This is a genomic window from Pseudomonas sp. Tn43 (genome assembly GCF_014192635.1).
In the GTDB taxonomy this organism is placed as follows: domain Bacteria; phylum Pseudomonadota; class Gammaproteobacteria; order Pseudomonadales; family Pseudomonadaceae; genus Aquipseudomonas.
The window spans coordinates 62,439-87,186 of the sequence record NZ_JACHYG010000003.1 but is presented as its reverse complement, the minus strand read 5'-3'; the positions used below and the strand labels follow the sequence as shown (position 1 = coordinate 87,186).

Here is a 24,748-nt window from a genome sequence, read left to right as displayed (position 1 = left end):
CTTGAGTTGTGTTGCGATCATTCCGGCCCGCGGTGGCAGCAAGCGAATCCCACGCAAGAACCTCAAGCCGTTCGATGGCGTGCCGATGATCGTCCGTTCGATTCGCACGGCGCTGGCATCGAACTTGTTCGATAAGGTGATCGTCAGCACCGACGATGAGGAAATCGCTGAGCTCGCGCGAGCCCATGGCGCTCAGGTGCCGTTCATGCGGCCCGCGGCGCTGGCCGACGATTTCACCGGGACCGCAGCGGTGATCGTGCATGCCTTGCAGCAATTGCCAGCGTTCGACTATGCCTGCTGCGTCTATGCGACGGCGCCGTTGTTGCAGGCGCGTTATCTGCGTCAGGGGCTCGAGTTGCTGGAGCGGCACCCGGACAGATCCTTTGCGTTTTCAGTCGCCGGTTTTGGCTTCCCGGTACAACGGGCCTTGACCCTCGACGAGCAGGGCGCCTTGACCTCGCTCTATCCGGAATTTCGCGAGGTCCGGTCTCAGGACTTGCCCGAAGCTTTTCAGGATGCCGGCCAGTTCTATTGGGGGCGCAGCGAGGCCTGGTTGCGTGGCGATGTGTTGTTCTCGCCAGCAAGCTTGCCGGTGATTCTGCCGCGCCATTTGGTGCAGGACATCGACACCCTCGAAGACTGGAAACGCGCCGAATACCTCTATGCCGCCTTGAAGGCGAGTGGTGAGCTGCAATGAGAGTGCTGATCCGCGCCGACGCGTCGCCAACCATTGGCAGTGGCCACGTCGCCCGCTGCCTGACCCTGGCCAGGGTTTTGCGCAAGCAGGGCACGCACGTTGCCTTCGCCTGTCGTCTGTTGCCCGGGCATCGACTGGACAGTCTGCGGGCCGAAGGTTTCGAGACCTTTGCGCTGCCGGAGCGTTATCGCGATGAAGACCCACAGCAGGCCATCGAGTCGATGCTGCCGTGGCAGGCGGAGATCGCAGCGCTGGGGCAGGCATTGGACAGTCATCCGGCGTTCGACTGGATCATCGTCGACCACTACGGTCTCGACCACCATTGGCAGACTGCCGCGCGCCGCTGGGCTCCGCGAATCGCGGCGGTGGATGATTTGGCCACTCGGCAATACCGCGTCGATCTGCTGCTCAATCAAAATCTGTCGGGCACGCCAGAAGCTTATGCCTCGCTGCTGACGCCCGATTGCCAGGCATTGCTCGGCCCCCGCTTTGCCTTGCTGCGCGATGAGTTCCGTTGCCCGGCAATCGAGATCAAACCTCGAGCCCGGCGCGTGCTGGTGAACTTCGGCGGCTTCGACGCGGCCATGCAGACTCACCACGCGATGTTGGCGCTGGCGGACCTCCATGAGCTGGAAGTCGATTTCGTGGCGGGTGCCGATAACCCGGCCTGGGAGCAGATGCAGAGTCTGGTGGACTATCGCCCGAACTGGCGCCTGCACCGTTTTGTCAGCGACTTCTACCGGCTGATGACCGAGGCCGATCTGTTCATCGGTGCCGGTGGTGGTACCAGTTGGGAGCGGGCGGCCATGGGGCTGCCGACGATCTGCATTGCGGTCGCGAATAATCAGCAGGCCAACGGCGAAGTAATGGCGACCTCCGGTGCCCATGTGTTTTTGGGCAACCGTGAACGGGTCAGCGTCGAGCAGTTGCGCCAAGCTATCGGTTTTGTCGTGGGCAATCAGGGGATTCGTCAGAGTCTGGCCGAACGTTCGCGGCAGTTGGTCGATGGCCGCGGGGCGCAGCGGGTGGCGGCAGCGCTGGCGGGTGCGGTGTTGCAGGTTCGTCAGGCCACTCAGGACGATGCGCGATTGTTGTTCGATGGGCGCAATGCCCAGGCGGTTCGGCGCTGGTCGCTGGACACCCACGTCATCGACTGGCAACGGCATCAGGCCTGGGTGGCCGCGAGCCTGAGCAATCCGCGGCGGTTGCTGTTGATCGCCGAAGCGGATGATGGCCCGGTTGGTGTGCTGCGTTATGACCTCGATGAAGCTCGAGCCGAAGTCTCGATTTATCTGTTCGAAGGCCGAATCGGCCTGGGTTGGGGCAGGGCGCTGCTGGCGCGGGGCGAAGCCTTTGTCACCGCTCATTGGCCGCAACTGGAAGCCATCACCGCTCAGGTGCTGCCGGCCAATTCTGGGTCGCTGAAAGTTTTTCGCGAGGCAGGTTTCACTCAGAGTGCTTGTGCGTTCACACGCGTTTTAAAGGATCACCCATGACCAGTTTCAAGATCGGCAATCGCTCGATCGGTGCCGATGCGCCGCCGTTCATCATTGCCGAGATGAGCGGCAACCATAACCAATCGCTGGACGTGGCGCTGCACATCGTCGAAGCCGCCGCCAAGGCCGGCGCACATGCCCTGAAGCTGCAAACCTACACCGCCGAGACCATGACCCTGGACCTGTCCGAAGGCGAATTTTTCATCAAGGACCCCAACAGCCTGTGGGCCGGATCTTCGCTGTACGCGCTGTACGAGAAGGCTCATACGCCGTGGGAATGGCACGCGCCGATTTTCGCCCGGGCCAAGGAATTGGGCATGCTGGCGTTCTCTACTCCGTTCGATGACACCGCCGTGGACTTCCTCGAAAGCCTGGACGTGCCGGCCTACAAGATCGCCAGTTTCGAGAACACCGATCTGCCGTTGATCCGGCGAGTCGCTGCCACCGGCAAACCGCTGATCATCTCCACCGGCATGGCCAGCATCGCTGAACTCGACGAAACCGTGCGTGCCGCCCGTGAAGCCGGTTGCAAGGACCTGGTGTTGCTCAAGTGCACCAGCACCTACCCGGCGACGCCGGCCAACAGCAATGTGCGCACGCTCCCTCATCTGCGGGAGCTGTTTGGTTGTGAGGTCGGTTTGTCCGATCATTCGATGGGCGTCGGAGTGTCCGTCGCCGCGGTAGCGCTGGGGGCAACGGTGATTGAAAAACACTTCACCCTCGACCGTGCCGCCGGTGGCGTGGACGCCAGTTTTTCCCTGGAACCGGCTGAACTCGCCAGCCTGGTGATCGAAACCGAACGCGCCTGGCAGGCCATGGGCCAGGTGCATTACGGCGTGACCCAAGCCGAGCGCAAATCTCTGGTATACCGACGTTCGCTCTACATTACTCAGGACATGGCCGCCGGTGAGCCTTTCACTGTTGCCAATCTGCGAGCCATCCGCCCTGGCCTGGGGCTGGCCCCCAAACACGCTGAAACCCTGCTGGGCCGCCGTGCGCGCCAGGCCATCAAGCGCGGAACACCGCTGGATTGGTCGTTGGTTGAATAACCGCTTGTGAGGTTGATTCGGCAAAATAGCGTGACCTGCGAGTCATAACGCGCATCTTCACTGTATTGTATAAAAAGGGAAGATGGCGCCTGGACTGCTCTTGGACCGGTGATGGCCTTTTATTCTTTCCGTTGTCACCCCTTTGAGGGCGACGTTATTCGTTGTTTGTCGGCGCCCCTCGGATCCTTGCGAGCGGTGGTATTGGGCTGTTTATTATTGGGAAGCCGTAATGATTGGCATAAAGAGCATTGCGAGCTACGTTCCTGTAGCCGGCGTGGACAATTACGCACAAGGTGCAAAATTCGAAAAGGATGAAGAATTCATCCTGGGCAAAATCGGTTCGGCCTTCCTGCCACGCAAAGATGCAGGGCAAGAAACTTCGGACCTGTGTGTCGAAGCGGTCAACGAGCTGTTCGCCAACAATCCCGAATTGAAGCGTGAAGCCATCGACGTGCTGATCGTCGTTACCCAGAACGGCGACGAAGAAGGTTTGCCGCACACCGCCGCCATCGTTCAGGACAAACTGGGCCTGCCAACGACCGTGGCGGCGTTCGATATTTCCCTGGGCTGCTCGGGTTACGTCTACGGCATCTACGCCATCAAGGGCTTCATGGAAGCCGCGGGCCTGAAGAATGGTTTGCTGGTGACCGCCGATCCGTACTCCAAGATCGTCGACCCGGAAGACCGTAACACCACCATGCTCTTCGGCGATGCCGCCACGGCGACCTGGATGGGCGAAGACGCGCCATGGCAGCTGGGCAAGGCCAAATTCGGCACCGACGGTTCCGGCGCGCCGCACTTGAAGGTTTCCGACGGGGTGTTCTTCATGAACGGTCGTCAGGTTTTCAACTTCGCGCTGCTCAAAGTGCCGGCGCATTTGCATGAGCTGCTCGGTGACTCGGGCCTGACGGCCGATGATATCGATGCCTTCTGCATTCACCAGGGCAGCGCGGCAATTGTCGACGCCGTGGCGCGGCGTTTCGAAGGCGAGCCTGAGAAATTCATCAAGGACATGGTTGAAACCGGTAATACCGTGTCGTCGAGCATTCCGTTGCTGCTGGAAAAACACGTGCTCGATTCCAAGTGGAAGCGCGTGGCGCTCAGCGGTTTCGGTGTTGGTTTGTCCTGGGGCTCGGCGATTATCTATCGTCCTTGAGCTTCTAAAAGCCAGGCACAAAAAAAGCGTTCAAGGTGTAACCTTGAACGCTATTTTTTTGCCCGAATGAAAAGCGAGGCTCCATGAGCGAGTTCTTTGAGCGCAACGTCGAGGTCATACAGCGCCGCTGGCCGGCCGTGGCTGAGCGTTTGCTGACTGAAGATCCGGGTCTGTTGCAGGCCGATCTGGTGGAAGGTCTGGGCTCGACGTTGAGCATCAATGGCATTCAGTTGACCAGTCGCCATGACCGGACTCGTGAGGCCAGGCTTCAGGCCGACAGCCTGCCTACCGACAGTTCGGTGGTGCATGCCTACGGCACCGGATTGGGCGATCTGCAGATGGAGTTACTGCAGCGCGCGGGGCTTGAGCGTTTGTATGTGCACATTCTCAACGGTGCGGTGTTTGCGCTGGTGCTGCAACTACTCGATCAACAGCAGTGGCTCAGCGATCCACGAGTTGAATTGTTATATGCCGGCGATATGGCGGAAATCCAGCTGCCGTTCTTTGCCTTGCCGTCCGAACTGGTGCTGGCCGATGACTTCAATGCCAAGATTCGTGATCGGTTGATCAGCGAAACTCACCTGGCGTTCAATAATCGCGAGTTCGACCCTCAGGCTCCGGACATCGTCGACCGCTTGCAGGCAAGCCTGGAACTGGTGCAGGGCGATCGGGATGTGGCCGAGTTATTCGGCTCGCGCAAAGGTCAGGAGGTGTTCGTCATTGCCACGGGCCCGAGCCTTGAGCAGCACTTCGAGACCTTGCTCGCGATTCGTAATCAGGCCGAACGACCGTTGTTCATTTGTGTCGATACAGCCTACCGACCACTGATCAATCACGGGATCCGACCTGATGTGGTGGTCAGCATCGACCAGCGCATTTCGGTGCGCCATCTACCCTCTGGAGGTACAACCGATATCATCCTGGCCTATATGCCCATGGTCGATCCCCTTGTGCTTGAAGCCTGGCAGGGACCGCGCTATGCCAGTTATTCTGCCAGCCCGATTTATCAGCAGATGCGTCTACAACAGCCCAAAGGCGAGCTGTATGTCGGCGGGAGCGTAATTCATCCCGCAGTAGATCTTGCGGTGAAGATGGGCGCGGCGCAGATCACCTTGCTCGGGGCCGACTTTGCCTTTCCCAATGACAAAACCCATGCGGGCTGGAACGATGGCGACCTGGGACCGCAACTGGGCGCCGCCAAGCATTGGGTGCTCGATGGTAACGGTCAGCGCATCAAGACCCAGCTCAATTTTCGCAGTTACCTGTGTGAGCTGGAGCGCTTTATCGCCGGCCATCCTCAGGTGCGCTTCTATAACAGCAGCCGGGCAGGGGCGATGATTGCCGGTACGGCATTTCATCCGGAGTGGGCGTCATGATCGGACTTGAATCCTTTGTCGTCGACTCAGAGCAATGTGCAACATTGTTCCGTTTGGGGCGTGATGTAGAAGCCGGGCTGGCGATGGTCGAATTGATCGGAGCGGTGCAGCCGTCTTTCGATTTGTTGCCACAAGCTATTCAGCAACAGTGGCTTCTCTTGCTCGGCCGGATGCTCGAATGCCAGGAGGCGCAAAACTGGCTGGCGCTGGCGGACTATCTTGAATACGAACTGATCCAGTTGCTGCGCGACAGTCTGTCCATTTAAACAGTTTCTCCTCCGCCGGTGCGGGCGAGTCCTCGCCACTCTGTCACCGGCATTTCCCTGACGTCATTTTTTCGCTGCTTGAACATAGCCAAGCCCTTGATTTGCAGGGGGTGGCAACGTGATGGCAAATATTTTTCAAAATCCCCTAAAGCAAGTTCCAATCCCGACGATAACTATTACGAAGGTTCTCTAGGCCATACCCGGCGGTTGCCAGGGCCGGAAGCCGCAGTACCCAACCAACGAGGAATTCGTCATGGCTTTAACAGTAAACACTAACGTTACATCGTTGAACGTACAGAAGAACCTGAACAAGGCTTCCGATGCTCTGTCGACTTCGATGACTCGTCTGTCTTCCGGCCTGAAAATCAACAGCGCCAAAGACGACGCCGCCGGCCTGCAGATCGCTACCCGTATGACTTCGCAGATCCGTGGTCAGACCATGGCGATCAAAAACGCCAACGACGGTATCTCGATTGCTCAGACCGCTGAAGGCGCGATGCAGGAACAGACCAACATTCTGCAGCGTATGCGTGAACTGGCTGTTCAAGCACGAAACGACTCCAACGGTACTGCTGACCGTGTCGCTCTGAACAAAGAATTCGCTTCGATGTCGGACGAACTGACTCGTATCGCCAGTTCGACCAACCTGAACGGCAAGAACCTGATCGACGGCACTGCCGGCACCATGACTTTCCAGGTCGGTTCCAACACTGGCGCGACTAACCAGATCACCATCTCTCTGGCTGCCGGCACCGATGCCGTAACACTGGCCGTTGATAGTGACGCTATTGCCATCACCGGTACCGATGGCGCCACCGCAGAAGCCAGCACCGCTGCTGCGTTGAATGCGATCGATGCTGCTCTGTCGACCATCAACTCCACTCGTGCCGACCTCGGTGCTGCACAAAACCGTCTGACCAGCACCATCTCCAACTTGCAGAACATCAACGAAAACGCCGCTGCTGCACTGGGTCGCGTACAAGATACCGACTTCGCTGCTGAAACTGCACAGCTGACCAAGCAACAAACTCTGCAACAAGCGTCCACCGCGGTTCTGGCCCAAGCCAACCAACTGCCATCCGCTGTACTGAAACTGCTTCAGTAATAGCTGATAAGTTCTGGCGGGGGAGTGCGCTTGTCGCGCTCTCTCGCTTTTTACTTTAAGAGGTGATGGACATGGATATGAGCGTCAAGCTGAACTTGTCTTATCCTGTGGCCAAGCAGGCGACGACTGTTGCTGATCAGTCTGCGGAAAAGCCTCTAGCGGAAACTGCGCCAGTGGTTGCCGTCAAGGAAGAAGGTAAAAGCGACAAGACCGAGCAGGAAAAACTGAAGATGGCCGTTCAGGAAATCGAAAAGTTCGTTCAGTCAGTCAAGCGCAACCTGGAGTTCTCGATTGACGAGCCTTCAGGGAAAGTAGTGGTCAAAGTGATTGCCAGTGACTCCGGTGAGGTGATTCGTCAAATCCCCAACGAAGAAGTCCTTAAGCTGGCGAACAGTTTGAATGATGCAAGCAGCCTGTTGTTCAGCGCAAAAGTCTGACAGCTGGCACGAATTTTGTTGCTATGTTCTTTTGGGCGTTGTAGTGGTCAAAAGGCCGGCGACACACTGAAGGGAGTTTCACATGGCAAGTATAATCCTACCGGGCACGGGTTTAGGTTCTGGCCTTGATACCGGTGCCATCGTCAAAGCCTTGGTGAACGCTGATAAAGCGGCCAAGCAAGGTCAGATCGATCGTGGGACTGCGACCAATACCGCGAGTATCTCCGGTATCGGGACCTTGAAGTCGTTGATGGCTGCCTTCAATACGGCCATGAAGGGGCTGGGCAGCACGACTAGCCCGCAATTTCCGGGTTTTGCAGCCACTTCCTCCGATGTGAAGATCGTCGGCGCCACTGCCAGCAACTCGGCGGTAAACGGCAGCTACGTCGTGAAAGTGGACAATCTGGCTACATCCTCGAAAGTCACCAGCGCGGCGTTCGCCGGCGGTACGACCAGCCCGATCACTGCGGGTACGTTGAGCATCACGCAGGGCGCCAGCACCTACAACCTCGACATCGAGGCCGGGGCGACGCTGCAATCGGTTCGCGACTCGATCAATGCCGATGCCTCGCTCAAGGGCGCAGGGATCAGTGCCAACATCATCACCGACTCTTTTGGTTCGCGCCTGGTGCTTGGCTCGACCACGACGGGTGCGGGCTCCGACATTTCCGTCAGCGGTATTTCGGAACTGACCATCGATGGCAGCAATGTCGTTGGCGCCAGCGGCGGCCCGGCAATGACTGCCGCCTCGGCCGGTTCGATCGGTGCTACGGCCATTGATGCTAAATTCTCCATCGATGGCATGGAGCTGACCAGCAAGAGTAATACTGTAGACGAGGCCGTTTCCGGGCTGACCTTAAACTTGGTGGCAGCGGGTACGTCGACCGTCACTGTGGCCAGCAACAACGATGGTCTGAAAGCTTCGATCCAGAAGTTCGTTGATGCCTACAATGCTCTGGCCAACGGCATCACAGCATTGACCAAGCCTTCGCTCGACGATGACGGCAATCCCACCGTTGCGGCTGCATTGACCGGTGACGCGTTGCCGCGTTCGATTCTGTCGGCCATGCGCGGTCCGCTATCGGAAACCGGTGCGGGCGAGAAATTGACTGTTCTGGCGCAGCTGGGTATCACCACCGATCAGAAAACCGGTGCCCTCAACTTCGACAGCACTAAGTTTACCAGTGCCATGAACGACAAGAAGCTGGGTGGTGAAGTCCAGAAGCTGTTTGTTGGCGACACTGGCAGTGACAATGGTTTGCTGGCGCGCATGCAGAAGGCTATCGCGCCGTTCTCCGATACCGGCGGTATTCTGGATCAGCGCACAACAAGCCTGAACAAGACAAAGACGAAGTTGAGCAATGATCAGGCCGCCCTCGATCGCCGAATCGAGACCCTGACCGCGGTACTGACCAAAAAGTACAACGACATGGACACCCTGGTCGGCAAGTTAAAGGCCACCGCCAGTAACATCACATCGATTTTCGAAGCCATGACCGCGCAACAGAAGAACTCGTAACACTCAGAGTGCCAAAAGCCCGGCAGCGTTTTCACGCTCCCGGGCTTTTTGTTTTTGAATCTAAAGTTTTTTGACGCGTCGTCGATACATTGTTTATACGAACCACAGAATTCTGATGAGGTACAACATGAATCCAATGTTAGCCCTTCGCCAATACCAGAAGATTGGCGCTCAGGCGCAAACTTCCGAAGCCAGCCCGCATCGTCTGGTGCAGATGCTGATGGAAGGCGGCCTGGATCGTATTGCCCAGGCCAAAGGCGCGATGGAGCGCAAGGATATTCCGAACAAGGGCATTCTGATCGGCAAGGCCATTGGCATCATCGGTGGTCTGCGCGAAGGTCTGGACCTGGAAAATCAGGCCGACTCGGTGACTGAGCTGGATAATCTTTACGCCTACATGATGAAACGCCTGGCTGAAGCCAATCTCAGGACCGATCCAAAGATTCTCGACGAAGTCGCCGATCTGCTTCGCACGGTCAAAGACGGTTGGGATGCCATTGGCGCACCTGCTCCCCAGTTCTAAGGAGATCACCATGAGTCTTGTCTTGCAGCGAATCGAACAAACCCGGGATGCCCTCGTGGGTGCATTGGCCGAGCGCAACTGGGAAGCCATTGGTGAATTGGACCTGGCTTGCCGTTCCTGCATGGAAGATGTCTTGAGTGAAGCTTCGGTGGACGAGGCCGCGTTGCGCGACAACCTTGAGGAGTTGCTGGGGGTGTATAAACAGCTTCTGGAGGCAGCGACGGGGGAGCGCCAAGCGATAGTCGACGAGATGTCGCAGATCCACCAAGCGCAGAGCGCGGCAAAGGTTTACCATCTGTTTGGTTAAACCCCCAGTTAATCCAAACATAGTGCGCCATAAATTTGACTGTGCACGGTTTTTTGACTTAACTAGTGGCTGGTTCCAGATTTCAGGCGTCTACAGGCATAACGTGTCTGCAAGCGTCTAGCTTGCCCCTCATTTTGGGCATTGAGTTGACTAGGGAAGTTGCTATTGCATGTGGCGTGAAACCAAAATTCTGCTGATTGATGACGATAGCGTCCGCCGCCGCGATTTGGCGGTGATTTTAAATTTTCTTGGCGAAGAAAATTTACCCTGTGGCAGCCATGACTGGCAGCAGGCTGTCGGCTCTTTGTCATCAAGTCGTGAAGTAATCTGTGTCCTCATCGGGACGGTAAATGCTCCTGGTGCACTTTTGGGCCTGTTAAAGACACTCTCAACCTGGGATGAGTTCCTTCCAGTTTTGTTAATGGGTGATAATTCTTCCATTGACTTGCCGGAAGACCAGCGTCGTCGAGTGCTTTCGACTCTCGAAATGCCACCCAGCTACAGCAAATTGCTCGACTCGCTGCACCGTGCACAGGTCTATCGCGAGATGTATGACCAGGCGCGTGAGCGCGGTCGTCACCGTGAACCCAATCTTTTCCGTAGCCTCGTCGGCACCAGCCGGGCGATTCAACACGTCCGCCAGATGATGCAGCAAGTGGCCGACACTGATGCCAGCGTGCTGATCCTCGGTGAGTCAGGGACCGGCAAGGAAGTGGTCGCGCGCAACCTGCACTACCATTCCAAACGGCGTGATGCGCCGTTCGTGCCTGTCAACTGCGGTGCTATTCCGGCCGAGCTGCTCGAAAGCGAATTGTTCGGTCACGAGAAGGGCGCCTTCACCGGAGCGATCACCAGTCGCGCCGGGCGTTTCGAGCTGGCCAACGGCGGTACCTTGTTCCTTGACGAAATCGGCGACATGCCGTTACCGATGCAGGTCAAACTGCTGCGTGTCTTGCAGGAACGTACCTTCGAGCGCGTGGGCAGCAACAAGACCCAAAGCGTCGATGTGCGGATCATTGCGGCGACCCACAAGAATCTCGAAAGCATGATCGAGATCGGCACTTTCCGCGAAGACCTCTACTATCGCTTGAACGTGTTCCCGATCGAGATGGCACCGTTGCGCGAACGCGTCGAAGACATTCCGTTGCTGATGAACGAGTTGATCTCGCGCATGGAGCACGAGAAGCGCGGTTCGATCCGTTTCAATTCGGCGGCGATCATGTCGCTGTGTCGTCATGGCTGGCCGGGCAACGTTCGCGAGCTTGCCAACCTGGTGGAGCGCATGGCGATCATGCATCCGTACGGGGTGATCGGCGTGGTCGAATTGCCGAAAAAATTCCGCTACGTCGATGACGAAGATGAGCAACTGGTCGACAGCCTGCGCAGCGATCTTGAAGAACGGGTGGCCATCAACGGTCATACCCCGGACTTCACCGCCAATGCCCTGCTGCCGCCGGAGGGCCTGGACCTGAAGGACTACCTCGGTGGTCTGGAGCAAGGGCTGATTCAGCAGGCGCTAGACGATGCCAATGGCATTGTGGCGCGGGCGGCAGAACGGCTGCGTATTCGTCGTACCACGTTGGTGGAGAAGATGCGCAAGTACGGCATGAGTCGTCGAGACGGTGATGAACAGGCGGATGATTGACGCCTGTTTTTCAACTCCTTCACTTATAAGGAGTTTTTTTTAGGCACGGGTATTGCTATGTCCCTCGCAACGTTCCGTTTAACTGACGGTCAACCCTGCGAGAGAGTCCGATGCCCCAAGCCGCCCAGATGTCTCCTGCCCTTGATGCTTCGGGGCAACCGTCGTCCGTAGAGCAGGCAAGTCGGCTTGGCCTTGAGCAGGCATTTGCGCTGTTCAGCCAGATGTCGAGCCAATTGACCGATTCCTACAGCATGCTCGAAGCCCGGGTCACCGAACTCAAGGGCGAGCTGGCGGTGGTCAGTGCTCAGCGCATGCAAGAGCTGGCGGAAAAAGAACGTCTGGCCAATCGCCTGCAAAACCTCCTCGATCTGTTGCCCGGCGGCGTCATCGTCATCGACGCCCAAGGCATCGTGCGCGAAGCGAATCCCGCTGCGAGTGAGCTGCTCGGGCTGCCTCTGGAAGGCGAGTTGTGGCGTCATGTGATTGCTCGATGCTTTGCGCCGCGCGAAGACGACGGCCACGAAATCTCTCTCAAGGACGGTCGGCGTCTGTCAATCGCTACCCGTTCGCTGGACGCCGAGCCTGGTCAGTTGGTGCTGCTCAACGACCTGACTGAAACCCGTCATCTGCAAGATCAACTGGCTCGCCACGAACGCCTGTCGTCTCTGGGGCGTATGGTGGCCTCGTTGGCTCATCAGATTCGCACGCCGTTGTCCGCTGCGCTGCTCTACGCCAGTCATTTGACTGAGCAGGCGTTGCCGGTCGAGACCCAGCAGCGTTTTGCCGGGCGCCTGAAAGAGCGTCTGCATGAACTCGAGCACCAGGTTCGCGACATGCTGGTGTTCGCTCGCGGCGAGTTGCCGCTGACCGATCGCGTGAGTCCCAGGATGCTGATGCAGGCGCTGCAAGCGGCGGCGCTGACTCACGTTCAGGACTTGCCGATTCGCTGGCAGTGCGACAGTCATGCCGGTGAGTTGTTGTGCAATCGCGACACCTTGGTCGGGGCGATCCTCAACCTGATCGAGAACGCCATCCAGGCCAGCGCCGGCGGCGTTCGTTTGAAGGTTCACCTGTATACCCGTGGCAACAATCTGCGCCTGTGCGTCAGCGACCGCGGCAGCGGTATCGACACCAAGGTACTGGCGCGTCTGGGTGAACCGTTTTTCACCACTAAAACCACCGGCACCGGCCTGGGCCTGACCGTGGTCAAGGCAGTCGTCCGTGCCCATCAGGGAGAATTGCAATTGCGCTCGCGGCCGGGTCGCGGCACTTGCGCGCAGGTGATTTTGCCGCTTTTTTCGGGTGATCAACCCGGCGCTCAGGGAGCGAAGTGAAGGACATGACGATCAAGGTTTTACTGGTCGAGGATGACCGCGCACTGCGGGAAGCATTGGCCGATACGCTGCTGCTTGCCGGGCACGATTACACGGCGGTCGGTTCGGCGGAAGAGGCGCTGACGGCGGTCGGCGCCGAGGCATTTGGTCTGGTGCTCAGCGATGTCAACATGCCGGGCATGGATGGTCACCAACTGCTTGGGTTGCTGCGGGCTCGTCAGCCACAATTGCCTGTATTACTGATGACCGCTCACGGTGCGGTCGAGCGGGCGGTCGACGCCATGCGTCAGGGCGCGGTGGACTATCTGGTCAAACCCTTCGAGCCCAAAGCCTTGCTTGATCTGGTCGCTCGTCACGCACTGGGCAGTCAGGGCGCGACCGAGGGCGAAGGACCTGTGGCGTTCGAGCCCGCCAGTGCGCAATTGCTCGAATTGGCCGCGCGGGTGGCGCGCAGTGACTCCACGGTATTGATCTCCGGTGAGTCCGGAACCGGCAAGGAAGTGCTGGCGCGTTACATCCATCAGCATTCTCATCGCGCCACTCAGCCATTCATTGCGATCAACTGCGCAGCGATCCCGGACAACATGCTTGAAGCCACCTTGTTCGGTCACGAAAAGGGCTCGTTCACAGGCGCCATTGCGGCGCAGGCCGGCAAGTTCGAGCAGGCCGATGGCGGCACGATCCTGCTCGATGAAATTTCCGAAATGCCCCTAAGTCTGCAGGCCAAGTTACTGCGCGTATTGCAGGAGCGTGAAGTCGAGCGAGTCGGCGCACGCAAACCAATCACGCTGGACATTCGAGTGGTCGCCACCACCAACCGTGACCTGGCCGCCGAAGTGGCGGCGGGGCGTTTTCGTGAAGACCTTTACTATCGCCTGTCGGTATTCCCGCTGGCCTGGCGTCCGCTGCGCGAGCGCACCGCCGATATCCTGCCGCTGGCCGAGCGACTGCTGGCCAAACACGTCAATAAAATGAAGCATGCCGCGGCAAAGCTTTCGCCCGAGGCGCAAGTTTGCCTGATCGCTTATCCGTGGCCGGGCAACGTGCGTGAGCTGGATAACGCGATCCAGCGGGCTTTGATTCTGCAGCAAGGCGGCTTGATCCAGCCGCAGGATTTTTGCCTAGCCGGGCCTGTGGCGTGCGCGCCATTGCCGCCATTGGTGTCGACCTCCACGCGGGCCGTAACCGTCGAAGCCGAACCGGCGGGCGCCCTCGGCGATGACCTGCGGCGCCGTGAATTTCAGATGATCATCGACACCTTGCGTTCCGAGCGCGGCCGTCGCAAAGAGGCCGCCGAACGACTGGGCATCAGCCCGCGCACCTTGCGCTACAAGCTGGCGCAGATGCGCGATGCCGGAATGGACGTGGAAGGCTACTTGTTCGCCACCTGAGAGTTGATGCAAGCAAAATCTGGAAGCACGCCTTTGTGGTGAGGGAGTTTTGTAGTGAGGGAGCTTTTGTGGCGAGGGGGCTTGCCCCCGTTGGAGCGCGAAGCGGTCCTTCTTTTTGCTGTGTGCTCAGATTTTGCGACTGCTGCGCAGCCGAACGGGGGCAAGCCCCCTCGCCACAAAGGGCTCGCTCCCACCCTGGTTTGCGGTTAAGGCAAAGCATGGAAGGCTTTTGTTTCAAGCGATCACCGAGCTGGCACCCTTGTTGCTAACACCTGACTACCCGCCGAGTGAGTGTCAAAAAATTGCGGGTAGCCGTAGCTTCGTCAAAGAGAGAAACCATGAGCCAAGGTATTGAATTCAATCGGTTGATGCTGGATATGCGCTCCATGCAAATGGATGCCATGTCTGCGCCGAAATCGACTGCCGCAGTCCCTGAATTGGGTGGCAGCAGCTTTTCCGACATGCTCGGTCAGGCCGTCAATAAAGTGAACGAGACCCAGCAGGCATCCACTCAGTTGGCCAGTGCTTTCGAGATCGGTAAAAGCGGCGTCGACCTGACGGACGTGATGATTTCCTCGCAGAAGGCCAGCGTGTCTTTTCAAGCGTTGACCCAAGTGCGTAACAAGCTGGTTCAGGCATACCAAGACATCATGCAGATGCCGGTTTAAGGACGAGATTGAGTCATGGCAGAAGCAATCGCCGATAATGTTCCGGCCAAGGCCACTCCAATAGACGGCAAACCGCCGCTGTTCGGGTTGTCCTTCCTGGAAAACCTCTCCGAGATGACCATGTTGCGTCAGGTGGGCCTGTTGGTCGGCCTGGCCGCGAGCGTGGCGATTGGTTTTGCCGTGGTGTTGTGGTCCCAGCAGCCAGACTACCGGCCTCTGTACGGCAGCCTTGCCGGTATGGACGCCAAGCAGGTCATGGAAACCCTGGCCGCCGCCGACATTCCCTATACCGTTGAACCGAACTCCGGTGCCTTGCTGGTCAAGGCCGAGGACCTTTCCCGTGCGCGGCTCAAGCTCGCGGGCGCTGGTGTCACTCCCAGCGACGGCAACATCGGTTTCGAGATTCTCGACAAGGAACAAGGGCTGGGTACCAGTCAGTTCATGGAAGCGACCCGTTATCGTCGTGGCCTTGAAGGCGAACTGGCACGGACCATTTCCAGCTTGAACAACGTCAAAGGTGCACGCGTGCACCTGGCGATTCCGAAAAGCTCGGTGTTCGTGCGTGACGAACGCAAGCCCAGCGCTTCGGTTCTGGTTGAACTCTATTCCGGTCGCTCGCTGGAGCCGGGCCAGGTTGTCGCCATCGTCAATCTGGTGGCGACCAGCGTTCCGGAACTGAGCAAGTCCCAGATCACTGTGGTCGATCAGAAGGGCAACCTGCTGTCGGATCAGGCGGAAAACTCCGAACTGACCATGGCCGGCAAGCAATTCGATTACAGCCGTCGCATGGAAAGCATGCTGACTCAGCGTGTGCACAACATCCTGCAACCGGTGTTGGGCAATGATCGCTATAAAGCCGAAGTGTCTGCCGATGTGGACTTCAGCGCCGTCGAGTCGACTTCCGAGCAGTTCAACCCCGATCAACCGGCGTTGCGCAGTGAGCAATCGGTCAACGAACAGCGCACCGCCAGCAATGGCCCGCAAGGTGTACCGGGTGCTCTGAGCAACCAGCCGCCATCGCCGGCCTCGGCGCCGCAAACCACCGGTGGCGCTACCGCGTCGGCCGGCATGGTGCAGCCAGGCCAGCCATTGCTCGATGCCAATGGTCAGCAAATCATGGACCCGGCCACCGGCCAGCCGATGCTGGCGCCGTACCCGGCGGACAAGCGTCAACAATCCACCAAGAACTTCGAACTCGACCGTTCCATCAGCCACACCAAACAACAGCAGGGCCGTTTGAATCGCCTGTCGGTGTCGGTGGTGGTGGATGATCAGGTCAAGGTCAACGCGGCCAACGGCGAAACGACTCGCGCGCCGTGGAGCGCCGATGAATTGGCGCGCTTCACTCGCCTGGTACAGGACGCGGTCGGTTTCGACGCCAGTCGTGGCGACAGCGTCAGTGTGATCAACATGCCGTTCTCCGCTGAGCGCGGTGAAGTGATTGCCGAGATTCCGTTCTATTCCCAGCCGTGGTTCTGGGACATCGTCAAGCAAGTGCTGGGTGTGTTGTTCATCCTGGTGCTGGTGTTCGGTGTGCTGCGTCCGGTGCTCAACAACATCACCGGTGGCGGCAAAGACAAGCAACTCGCAGGCCTGGGCAGTGACGTCGAGCTCGGTGGCATGGGCGGCCTGGATGGTGAACTGTCCAACGACCGCGTCAGCCTCGGTGGCCCGACCAGCATCCTGCTGCCGAGCCCGAGCGAAGGCTATGACGCACAGTTGAACGCAATCAAGAGTCTGGTGGCAGAAGATCCGGGTCGCGTGGCCCAGGTCGTGAAAGAGTGGATTAACGCAGATGAGTGATAACCGAGCCGTTGCCGCCAAACTGACCAAGGTCGACAAAGCCGCGATTCTGCTGCTGTCCCTCGGTTCCACCGATGCTGCGCAAGTGCTGCGCCACATGGGGCCCAAAGAAGTCCAGCGTGTTGGCGTGGCGATGGCCCAGATGGGCAACGTTCACCGCGAGCAGGTCGAACAGGTGATGAGCGAATTCGTCGACATCGTCGGCGACCAGACCAGCCTGGGCGTCGGCTCCGATGACTACGTGCGCAAAATGCTCACTCAGGCATTGGGCGAAGACAAGGCCAACGGCCTGATCGACCGGATCCTGCTGGGTGGCAATACCAGTGGTCTCGACAGCCTGAAGTGGATGGAGCCGCGCGCCGTCGCCGATGTGATTCGTTACGAGCACCCGCAGATCCAGGCCATCGTGGTCGCCTACCTCGACCCGGATCAGGCCGGTGAGGTGCTGGGCAACTTCGACCACAAGGTCCGGTTGGACATCATCCTGCGAGTCTCTTCGCTGAACACCGTGCAACCGGCAGCCCTGAAAGAACTCAACCAGATTCTCGAGAAGCAGTTCTCCGGCAACTCGAATGCCTCGCGCACCACCCTGGGTGGCATCAAGCGTGCGGCCGACATCATGAACTTCCTCGACAGTTCGATCGAAGGTCAGCTGATGGACTCGATCCGCGAAGTCGACGAAGACCTGTCCGGTCAGATCGAAGACCTCATGTTCGTGTTCAACAACTTGTCCGATGTCGACGACCGCGGCATTCAGGCGCTGTTGCGCGAAGTGTCCTCGGACGTCCTGGTGCTGGCCCTCAAAGGCTCGGACGAAGGCGTCAAGGAGAAGATCTTCAAGAACATGTCCAAACGGGCGGCCGAACTGTTGCGCGACGACCTCGAGGCCAAAGGCCCGGTACGCGTCAGCGACGTGGAAACCGCACAGAAAGAAATCCTCACCATTGCCCGCCGTATGGCCGAAGCCGGAGAAATCGTTCTCGGCGGGAAGGGCGGCGAAGAGATGATCTAAGGTCACTATGTCGTCCAAACATGATGAGTCTCATACCGACCTGATCCGTGCCAAGGACGTCGGTGGTTTCGATATCTGGTCGCTGCCCAGTTTCGATCCGTTTGTGCCGGAACCCGAACCGGAGCCAGAACCCGAACCGCCGGAAATGGAAGAAGTGCCGCTGGAAGAAGTCCAGCCGCTGACCCTTGAAGAGCTCGAGAGCATTCGTCAGGAGGCCTACAACGAAGGCTTCGCTGTTGGCGAAAAAGAAGGTTTCCACAGCACCACGCTCAAGGTCCGTCAGGAAGCCGAAGTGGCCCTGGCGGCCAAGATCACTGGCCTGGAACAACTGATGGCCAACCTGTTCGAGCCGATTGCCGAGCAGGACACGCAGATCGAAAAATCGCTGGTCGACCTTGTGCAGCACATCACCAGGCAGGTGATTCAGCGCGAGCTGGCCATCGACTCGACGCAGATCGAACACGTCATGCGCCAAGCGCTCAAGCTCTTGCCGCTGGGGGTGGGCAATGTGCGGCTGTACATCAATCCGCAGGATTTCGAACAAGTCAAAGCCCTGCGCGAGCGCCATGAAGAAACCTGGCGCATCGTCGAGGACGAGTCCTTGTTGCCGGGCGGTTGCCGGATCGAGACCGAACACAGCCGCATCGATGCCACCATCGAAACCCGTGTTACCCAAGTCATGGCCAAGCTGTTCGATCAATTGCACGATCAGGCGCTGCACCCGGCCGCACCGGACCTGAGCCTGGAACTGCCAATCGACGAAAAACCCGCGGTTGCACCGGTCGACCCGACACTGGACGCTCCCGATGCGCCTTGACCGCACCAGCTTCGCCAAGCGCCTCGGTAGTTACGCCGAGGCCACGGAGCTTGCCGGTGCGCCGATCCTCGAAGGTCGCCTGCTGCGCATGGTCGGCCTGACCCTCGAAGCCGAAGGCTTGCGCGCCGCCATGGGCAGCCGCTGCATGGTCATCAACGATGACAGCTATCACCCGGTGCAGGTCGAAGCCGAGGTCATGGGTTTCTCTGGCAGCAAAGTCTTTCTGATGCCGGTCGGCAGCGTCGCCGGCATCGCCCCCGGTGCCCGTGTGGTGCCCCTGGCTGATACCGGTCGCTTGCCGATGGGCATGAGTATGCTTGGGCGGGTACTCGATGGCGCCGGGCGTGCGCTGGATGGCAAGGGTGGCATGAAGGCTGAGGACTGGGTGCCGATGGACGGCCCGACCATCAACCCGCTCAAGCGCGAACCCATCAGCGAGCCGCTGGACGTGGGCATTCGCTGCATCAACGGTTTGTTGACGGTCGGTCGCGGTCAGCGGCTCGGGCTGTTCGCCGGTACTGGCGTGGGCAAGAGTGTGCTGCTGGGCATGATGACCCGCTTCACCGAGGCCGACATCATCGTGGTTGGCCTGATCGGTGAGCGGGGGCGTGAAGTCAAAGAGTTCATCGAACACATTCTCGGTGAAGAAGGCCTCAAGCGTTCGGTGGTGGTGGCGTCGCCAGCAGACGATGCGCCGCTGATGCGTCTGCGCGCGGCCATGTACTGCACGCGAATCGCCGAGTATTTTCGCGACAAGGGCAAAAATGTCCTGTTGCTCATGGATTCCCTGACCCGTTTCGCCCAGGCCCAGCGGGAAATCGCCCTGGCCATCGGCGAACCTCCAGCGACCAAGGGCTATCCGCCGTCAGTGTTCGCCAAGTTGCCGAAACTGGTGGAGCGGGCCGGTAACGCTGAAAAGGGCGGCGGTTCGATCACCGCGTTCTACACGGTATTGTCCGAAGGCGACGATCAGCAAGACCCGATCGCCGACTCGGCGCGAGGTGTGCTTGACGGGCACATCGTGCTGTCCCGGCGTCTGGCCGAGGAAGGGCATTACCCGGCCATCGATATCGAAGCCTCCATCAGCCGGGTCATGCCGTCGGTGGTAGGCATCAAGCACATGAACCACGCGCAGACGTTCAAGCAATACTGGTCGCGCTATCAGCAGAGCCGCGATTTGATCAGTGTCGGCGCCTATGTATCCGGCGGTGATCGGGAAACCGATACCGCGATCAGTCTGCAACCGGCCATGACCATGTACCTGCGCCAGGGTTTGAATGACAACATCAGCATGGGCGCCAGCGAGAACCATCTCGCTTCGATCTTTGCGCCAGCGCCGGGCGGTTGACCCGTCATGGCCTCTAGCCGCGCAGCACGTCTGGCGCCTGTGGTGGAAATGGCTGAAAAGGCCGAAAAGACCGCTGTCCTGCGCCTGGGGCACTTTCAGGGCCAGGTTCGCCTGGCGGAAAGCAAACTCGCCGACCTGGAAAACTTTCGCCTCGAATACCAGGAACAATGGATCGTACGCGGCAGTGGCGGCGTGTCGGGCCAGTGGTTGCTGGGTTATCAGGGCTTTCTCGCGCAATTGGGCACGGCCATCGACCAGCAGCGTCAGAGCCTGAACTGGCACCAGAATAACCTGAACAAATCCCGGGATGCCTGGCAGCAGGCGTTTGCCCGAGTCGAAGGCTTGCGCAAACTGGTTCAGCGCTACAGGGATGAAGCGCGGCAACTGGAAGACAAGCGCGAGCAGAAACTGCTCGATGAGCTGTCCCAGCGGTTGCCGCGTCAGGATCCGTATTGAATCAGGTAGCCCGCGTTATCGTTCTTCGCGGGCAAGCCTCGCGCCTACAGAGGCCGTGTCGAACGACAACGGTGTGTTCGACCATTTTTCGTAGGAGCGAGGCTTGCCCGCGAAGGCGATTTCACAAACCGAACAACTCTTCAGCCTTGCTCCAGCCCCCAACAGGTGCTAAACCTTGTACACGTACGTATGTTCGCCAATGACAAGGAAGCCGTGAAATGTCAGTCGTTACAGAAGTATCCCCGGATGGGCAAAAGCTGACGATTTCGATCAAGGGTCGATTCGATTTTGGTCGGCATCAGGAGTTTCGTGAGTCCTACGAGCGACTCAACAAGAAACCCGAATCCATAGTCGTGGACCTCAAGGAAGCCACCTATCTCGACAGCTCCGCGCTGGGCATGTTGCTCCTGCTGCGTGATCACGCCGGTGGCGACAGCTCCGATATTCGCGTCGTCAACAGCAGTTCCGATGTGAAGAAAATCCTCGCCATTTCCAATTTCGACAAGCTGTTCGACATCAGTTGACCGTCATGCAGTCGCTCGAACCGCTGACGATTCTGATCGCCGAAGACAGCGCGGCCGATCGCTTGCTGCTGTCGACGATCGTCCGGCGTCAGGGCCATGAGGTGTTGACGGCTGCCGATGGCGCCGAGGCGGTCGAAGTATTCCGCTCGCAGCGACCGCATCTGGTACTGATGGACGCCATGATGCCGGTCATGGACGGTTTCGAGGCTGCGCAGCAGATCAAGGCGCTGGCCGGCGAAACCCTGGTGCCGATCATCTTTTTGACGTCGCTGACCGAAAGCGAAGCGCTGGCCCGTTGTCTGGAGGCCGGAGGCGACGATTTTCTGGCAAAGCCTTACAACCAGGTGATCCTCGCGGCCAAGATCAAGGCCATGGATCGCTTGCGACGTTTGCAGGCAACTGTGCTGGAACAGCGAGACCTGATCGCCAGGCACCACGATTACCTGCTCAACGAACAACGGGTGGCCAAAGCCGTGTTCGACAAGGTCGCCCACTCCGGTTGCCTGAATGCCCCGAACATCCGTTACCTGCAATCGCCCTACGCGCTGTTCAACGGCGATCTGTTGCTGGCCGCGTTCACCCCGGCTGGCGACATGCATGTGCTGCTCGGTGATTTTACCGGCCATGGTTTGCCGGCCGCGGTCGGTGCCATGCCGTTGGCCGAAGTCTTCTATGGCATGACGGCCAAAGGTTACGGTTTGTCCGAAACCCTGCGCGAGATGAACGCCAAGCTCAAACGTATTCTGCCGGTGGACATGTTCTGCTGTGCGGCGCTGCTGTGCCTGAGCTTTCAGCGAGGGTCGGTGGAGGTCTGGAACGGCGGAATGCCGGACGGTTACCTGCACAATATCGCCAGTGGCGAGCGCACGGCGCTGACGGCACGGCACTTGCCGCTGGGGGTACTGAGCTCGCAAACCTTCGATGATCGCACCGAGGTGTTTCCGATGGCCGTCGGCGATCGGGTGTTCCTGCTGTCCGATGGGGTGATCGATACTTGTGATGCCAATGAGCAGTTGTTCGGCGTAGAGCGGCTGGAACAAGTGTTTGCAGCCAATCGCCAGCCCGACGCACTGTTTGAAGAAATCGAGCAGGCACTACGGGACTTTCGTGGCGAAGCTCGTGATGACGTGAGCATGGTCGAGGTCCGTCTGCTGGAGGCCGCGCAACTGAGCCCGCCGACGCCGGTGTATTCCGATAGCGGCCAGTCTTGCCCGCTGGACTGGTCGGTGAGTTTCGAGTTCCGCGCCGCCACCCTCAAGCGCTTCAATCCACTGCCGTACTTGTTGCAGTTGCTGCTTGAGGTGCATGGTTTGCGGGCTCAGAGCGGCGCGCTTTACAGTGTGCTGGCAGAGCTTTATTCCAATGCCCTGGAGCATGGCGTGCTGGGCCTGGATTCGAGTTTGAAACGCGATGCGGCAGGTTTTGCGCGTTATTATCAACAGCGCAATGCACGCCTGGACGAGTTGCGCGATGGCTATGTGCGGGTGCATTTGCAGGTGACGCCAAAAGGCGAGGGCGGTTGCCTGGTGGTCCGGGTCGAGGACAGTGGCAAAGGCTTCGATGTGGCGCGGGTCATGGCGCGTCCCCTCGATGATGTCCGTCTGTCAGGCCGAGGGGTCAATTTGATTCGCCAGTTGAGCGATCATGCGACCTGGTCCGATAATGGTCGCAGTGCTCGCGTGGAGTTTTTCTGGGAGGCTCTGGCATAATGCCAGGCGTTCTTGATCAAGGAGTGAACAAGTGGACAACACACATCTGGACCGCGACGTGCTGAGCGCGTTGCAGGAAGTGATGGAGGACGGGTATCCAGAATTGCTCGATACCTTTCTCGCCGATTCCGAAGAGCGTTTGAGTCTGCTGCGGCAAGTTGACGATGCCGATAAACTGGGCGCCACGGCGCACAGTTTCAAAGGCAGCAGCAGCAATATGGGCGCTACCCGGCTGGCTGAGTTATGCAATGAACTGGAACAGCGAGCCAAGCAAAAAAGCCTTGAAGGCATTGAAGCGCTAGTCGGGGAAATTGACGGCGAATTCGCGATTGTCCGGCCTCTCTACGAAGCGGAGCGTCAACGCTCCCTGGCTGAATAAAGCAACCGTCCGGGTAGCAGCTGGCGAAACCTGGCTGCGAAGCAGTCGTGAATCCGCCTGACACATTCTGCCTGACGTATCGCAACTTCATTTTACGACTGCTGCGCAGCCGAACGCAGGCTTCGCCAGCGCTACAGATCGCATTACCCCATAGCCGTCCGGCGCTTTTACCGACCAGTGAATCAAACTGGCTCGACCCTTGCAGTGAACTTGCTCAACTGTACCTACGATCCCAGTGCAGCGGAGACCGTTTTATGCCCGTTACCCCAAACATTCTTCTTCAGGCCGCTACGACGGCCAAGGCCCAAGCCGCGTCCGCCAATGCCCCGGCGCTGACCGCTGAGCCCGGGGACAAGGCCTCCAGCTTCGCTCAGGTCTATGCCAATCAGGCGCAGACTAAACCCGGCGCGATGGCGGACAGCTCGGCTAAACCGGCACGCGACAAAGTCTCGGACAACGTCGACAAAAAGGACGCGAGTAACGACAAGTCTGCCGCCCCGGAACCGACGGTTGCCGATAGCGGCAAATCCTTGCCCGCCGATAAACCGGCGCAGGCTGACCACACGACGGTCAGCGATGATGCGTCGGAATCGGCCGAGGCGTCGACGCCGGTGGCTGATTCCGCGCCTGTCGATCCGGCCCTCGACCCTGCATTGATCCAGCCAGTGATGCCAGCCGCTGTACCGCAAACCCCGGCAGTCGTGGCCACTGTGCAACCCGTTGAAGCACCTGCCGCCGTGGTTACCGCGGCAGCGGCGCAGACTGTTGCAACCCTCGATCCGGATTTCGATCCCGAAGCCGATCCTCTCGATGCCCTGCCAGCCGTGCGCATGGCCATGGAGCAGGGCGGGCACGTTTCACCCGCCAGCCAGGCCCAGCCCAAAGCGGCACCGACCCCGGCTCAAATCGATGGCGAGCCAACGTCGGCGCAGAACTTTGCCACGGGGATGTCGAACATGCTCGATGTGCAAGCCGATCAGGACAGCACCAGCCAGGGCGGCGAGAAGGCTTTCAGCGGCTTGATCGATGACGGCCTCAAGGATCTCAAGTCCGCCAGCAGCGACACCCGCGTCGATGATTTCGCCAACCGTCTGGCGGCACTGACACAGGCGGCAACGCCCAAGACTGCCAATGCATTACCGGTGAACCAGCCCATCGCCATGCATCAAAGCGGCTGGACCGAAGAGGTGGTCAACCGGGTCATGTACCTGTCCAGCGCCAATCTCAAGGCGGCCGACATTCAGTTGCAACCGGCCGAGCTGGGACGCCTGGATATTCGGGTGAACATGGTGCCGGATCAGCAGACCCAAGTGACCTTCATGAGTGCCCATCCGAGCGTTCGCGAAGCGCTCGACGGGCAAATGCATCGCCTGCGTGACATGTTCGCGCAACAGGGCATGGGCCAGGTCGACGTCAACGTTTCCGATCAGTCCCGTGGCTGGCAGGGGCAGGGTCAGGAGCAGGCTCAACAAGGGCAGGGTGGGCGTACCAACGCCAATGGCGGTCGCCTCGAGTCTGCCGATGAAGAGCTTCCCGCGACTGTCGCCGAGGTGGCCGCCAACACCACCAGCGTGATTGGCTCCAGCGCCGTCGATTATTACGCCTGATCAAACGCAATACCCCTGTAGGAGCGAGGCTTGCCCGCGAAGAACGATAACGCGGTTTAACCGATAAACCGCGTTATCGTTCTTCGCGGGCAAGCCTCGCTCCCACGGTTCCTTGGATCTAAGC

24 protein-coding genes are annotated in these 24,748 nt (G+C 59.1%); all 24 read left to right on the top strand.

All coding sequences use genetic code 11. The features are described from left to right. Position 1: 1 nt before the first annotated feature. The 24 genes from pseF to FHW68_RS08810 all read left to right on the top strand — a co-directional run bounded on the left by pseF (position 2) and on the right by FHW68_RS08810 (position 24,624). On the top strand, positions 2 to 697 hold the full coding sequence (pseF, locus tag FHW68_RS08925) for a pseudaminic acid cytidylyltransferase (RefSeq protein ID WP_183680026.1): 696 nt from the start codon (positions 2 to 4) through the stop codon (positions 695 to 697). Beyond that, positions 694 to 2,193: a UDP-2,4-diacetamido-2,4,6-trideoxy-beta-L-altropyranose hydrolase gene (gene pseG, locus FHW68_RS08920; RefSeq protein WP_183680024.1), complete on the top strand. Its 1,500-nt coding sequence runs from the start codon at positions 694 to 696 to the stop codon at positions 2,191 to 2,193. The genes pseF and pseG overlap by 4 nt, the downstream gene beginning before the upstream one ends. Continuing rightward, positions 2,190 to 3,242, top strand: coding sequence for a pseudaminic acid synthase (pseI, locus tag FHW68_RS08915; RefSeq protein ID WP_095634455.1), 1,053 nt, complete (start codon positions 2,190 to 2,192; stop codon positions 3,240 to 3,242). Before pseG ends, pseI begins: the two co-directional genes overlap by 4 nt. A 229-nt stretch (positions 3,243 to 3,471) precedes the next feature. Next, a complete protein-coding gene (locus tag FHW68_RS08910) occupies positions 3,472 to 4,398 on the top strand; it encodes a ketoacyl-ACP synthase III (protein WP_095634456.1) in 927 nt (308 codons plus the stop codon). A gap of 83 nt (positions 4,399 to 4,481) precedes the next feature. Beyond that, positions 4,482 to 5,774, top strand: coding sequence for a motility associated factor glycosyltransferase family protein (locus FHW68_RS08905; protein WP_095634457.1), 1,293 nt, complete (start codon positions 4,482 to 4,484; stop codon positions 5,772 to 5,774). Continuing rightward, positions 5,771 to 6,040, top strand: a complete 270-nt coding sequence (locus FHW68_RS08900; protein ID WP_183680021.1) for a hypothetical protein — start codon at positions 5,771 to 5,773, stop codon at positions 6,038 to 6,040. Before FHW68_RS08905 ends, FHW68_RS08900 begins: the two co-directional genes overlap by 4 nt. A 253-nt stretch (positions 6,041 to 6,293) precedes the next feature. After that, positions 6,294 to 7,145, top strand: a complete 852-nt coding sequence (locus tag FHW68_RS08895; RefSeq protein WP_183680019.1) for a flagellin domain-containing protein — start codon at positions 6,294 to 6,296, stop codon at positions 7,143 to 7,145. Between the two features lie 71 nt (positions 7,146 to 7,216). Continuing rightward, positions 7,217 to 7,582, top strand: a complete 366-nt coding sequence (locus FHW68_RS08890; protein ID WP_183680017.1) for a flagellar protein FlaG — start codon at positions 7,217 to 7,219, stop codon at positions 7,580 to 7,582. Between the two features lie 82 nt (positions 7,583 to 7,664). Beyond that, positions 7,665 to 9,101, top strand: coding sequence for a flagellar filament capping protein FliD (fliD, locus tag FHW68_RS08885; protein WP_183680015.1), 1,437 nt, complete (start codon positions 7,665 to 7,667; stop codon positions 9,099 to 9,101). 127 nt (positions 9,102 to 9,228) lie between these two features. Then, positions 9,229 to 9,624 carry a flagellar export chaperone FliS gene (gene fliS, locus FHW68_RS08880; RefSeq protein ID WP_095634461.1) on the top strand — a complete coding sequence of 132 codons (396 nt, stop codon included), beginning with the start codon at positions 9,229 to 9,231 and terminating at the stop codon, positions 9,622 to 9,624. A gap of 10 nt (positions 9,625 to 9,634) precedes the next feature. Next, positions 9,635 to 9,931, top strand: coding sequence for a hypothetical protein (locus FHW68_RS08875; RefSeq protein WP_008006639.1), 297 nt, complete (start codon positions 9,635 to 9,637; stop codon positions 9,929 to 9,931). 169 nt (positions 9,932 to 10,100) lie between these two features. Next, positions 10,101 to 11,576, top strand: a complete 1,476-nt coding sequence (locus FHW68_RS08870; RefSeq protein WP_007894189.1) for a sigma-54 dependent transcriptional regulator — start codon at positions 10,101 to 10,103, stop codon at positions 11,574 to 11,576. A 128-nt stretch (positions 11,577 to 11,704) separates the two neighbouring features. Further along, complete coding sequence (locus FHW68_RS08865; protein WP_183680475.1) at positions 11,705 to 12,910, top strand: PAS domain-containing sensor histidine kinase; 1,206 nt, start codon at positions 11,705 to 11,707, stop codon at positions 12,908 to 12,910. Positions 12,911 to 12,915: 5 nt separating this feature from the next. Further along, entirely contained in the window at positions 12,916 to 14,301 is a 1,386-nt protein-coding gene (locus FHW68_RS08860) for a sigma-54 dependent transcriptional regulator (protein WP_183680013.1), read from the top strand. 338 nt (positions 14,302 to 14,639) lie between these two features. Beyond that, positions 14,640 to 14,969 carry a flagellar hook-basal body complex protein FliE gene (gene fliE / locus FHW68_RS08855; RefSeq protein WP_183680011.1) on the top strand — a complete coding sequence of 110 codons (330 nt, stop codon included), beginning with the start codon at positions 14,640 to 14,642 and terminating at the stop codon, positions 14,967 to 14,969. 15 nt (positions 14,970 to 14,984) lie between these two features. Beyond that, positions 14,985 to 16,772 (top strand): flagellar basal-body MS-ring/collar protein FliF, encoded by a 1,788-nt coding sequence (fliF, locus tag FHW68_RS08850; protein WP_095634465.1) that lies wholly within the window; start codon positions 14,985 to 14,987, stop codon positions 16,770 to 16,772. Further along, a complete protein-coding gene (gene fliG / locus FHW68_RS08845; protein ID WP_007894195.1) occupies positions 16,765 to 17,784 on the top strand; it encodes a flagellar motor switch protein FliG in 1,020 nt (339 codons plus the stop codon). The genes fliF and fliG overlap by 8 nt, the downstream gene beginning before the upstream one ends. A 7-nt stretch (positions 17,785 to 17,791) precedes the next feature. Further along, on the top strand, positions 17,792 to 18,601 hold the full coding sequence (gene fliH / locus FHW68_RS08840; protein WP_095634466.1) for a flagellar assembly protein FliH: 810 nt from the start codon (positions 17,792 to 17,794) through the stop codon (positions 18,599 to 18,601). Continuing rightward, entirely contained in the window at positions 18,591 to 19,949 is a 1,359-nt protein-coding gene (gene fliI, locus FHW68_RS08835; RefSeq protein ID WP_095634467.1) for a flagellar protein export ATPase FliI, read from the top strand. Before fliH ends, fliI begins: the two co-directional genes overlap by 11 nt. Positions 19,950 to 19,955: 6 nt before the next feature. Then, complete coding sequence (gene fliJ, locus FHW68_RS08830; protein WP_095634468.1) at positions 19,956 to 20,405, top strand: flagellar export protein FliJ; 450 nt, start codon at positions 19,956 to 19,958, stop codon at positions 20,403 to 20,405. A 218-nt stretch (positions 20,406 to 20,623) separates the two neighbouring features. Then, positions 20,624 to 20,929 (top strand): STAS domain-containing protein, encoded by a 306-nt coding sequence (locus FHW68_RS08825; RefSeq protein WP_095634469.1) that lies wholly within the window; start codon positions 20,624 to 20,626, stop codon positions 20,927 to 20,929. 5 nt (positions 20,930 to 20,934) lie between these two features. Beyond that, on the top strand, positions 20,935 to 22,638 hold the full coding sequence (locus FHW68_RS08820) for a fused response regulator/phosphatase (protein WP_095634470.1): 1,704 nt from the start codon (positions 20,935 to 20,937) through the stop codon (positions 22,636 to 22,638). Positions 22,639 to 22,669: 31 nt separating this feature from the next. After that, on the top strand, positions 22,670 to 23,017 hold the full coding sequence (locus FHW68_RS08815) for an Hpt domain-containing protein (RefSeq protein ID WP_095634471.1): 348 nt from the start codon (positions 22,670 to 22,672) through the stop codon (positions 23,015 to 23,017). Positions 23,018 to 23,271: 254 nt separating this feature from the next. Further along, positions 23,272 to 24,624: a flagellar hook-length control protein FliK gene (locus FHW68_RS08810; RefSeq protein WP_183680009.1), complete on the top strand. Its 1,353-nt coding sequence runs from the start codon at positions 23,272 to 23,274 to the stop codon at positions 24,622 to 24,624. Positions 24,625 to 24,748: the final 124 nt, after the last annotated feature.